The 875-nt window shown below is 69.8% G+C and carries 1 protein-coding gene; it reads left to right on the plus strand.

Annotated elements, in window-relative coordinates; all coding sequences use genetic code 11:
* Positions 1 to 36: 36 nt before the first annotated feature.
* Positions 37 to 875: AMP-binding protein (locus QSK22_RS33245; RefSeq protein ID WP_285498472.1), on the plus strand; the 839-nt coding region annotated here is incomplete at its 3' end.

Below are 875 nucleotides of genomic sequence, written 5' to 3' on the forward strand. Positions count from 1 at the left end.
CGGGAGACGACCCTGGGTGCGCTGGAGCATCAGGACGTGCCGTTCGAGCGGCTGGTGGAGGAGCTGGCGCCGGAGCGGTCGCTGGCCCGGCACCCGCTGTTCCAGGTCATGCTGACCGTCCAGAACATCGAGCGCGCGGCCCTGGACCTGCCCGGGGTGAGCGTCGGCAGCGGGCTGCCCGACATGAACGAAGGGGCAGCGGAGGTACCGGCGAGGTTCGACCTTGACGTAGTGATACGCGAGGCCCTCGACGAGCAGGGCCGTCCCGCCGGGCTGCGCGGGACGATGACCGGATCGGTGGACTTGTTCGACGCCGAATCGGTCGAGGCCATGGCCCAGCGGTGGATACGGGTGCTGGACCTGGTGACCACGGCGCCCGACACGCGCGTGCGCGCCGTCGACCTTCTCGACGTCGGCGAGCGCGATCTCCTGGTGCGCGGGTGGAATGACACCGCGACGGACGCGGTGGGCTCGGCTGTTGTGGAGTTGTTCGAGGGGTGGGTGCGTCGGGCTCCGGATGCCGTTGCGGTGGTGTTCGAGGGCGCTGAGCTGACTTACGCCGAGTTGGACGCGTGGGCGAATCGGATCGCGCATTACCTGCGTGGCCTGGGCGTGGGTGCGGAGTCGCTGGTTGCGCTGTGCCTGCCGCGTGGTGTGGACGTGGTGGCGGCGATGTTGGGTGTGTGGAAGGCGGGTGCGGCGTATCTGCCGATCGATCCGGTGAGTCCGGCCGAGCGTGTGGAGTTCATGCTGGCCGACAGCCGCGCGGTCGCCCTCGTCACGACCGGCGACCTGCTCGAAGACGTGTCGGTTGCCGATGTTCCGGTGATCGCGGTCGAGGATCTGGGGGCGGTGGACGCCGTCGAGGCGGTGCC

Source organism: Actinomadura sp. NBRC 104425, assembly GCF_030269545.1.
GTDB lineage: Bacteria > Actinomycetota > Actinomycetes > Streptosporangiales > Streptosporangiaceae > Spirillospora > Spirillospora keratinilytica.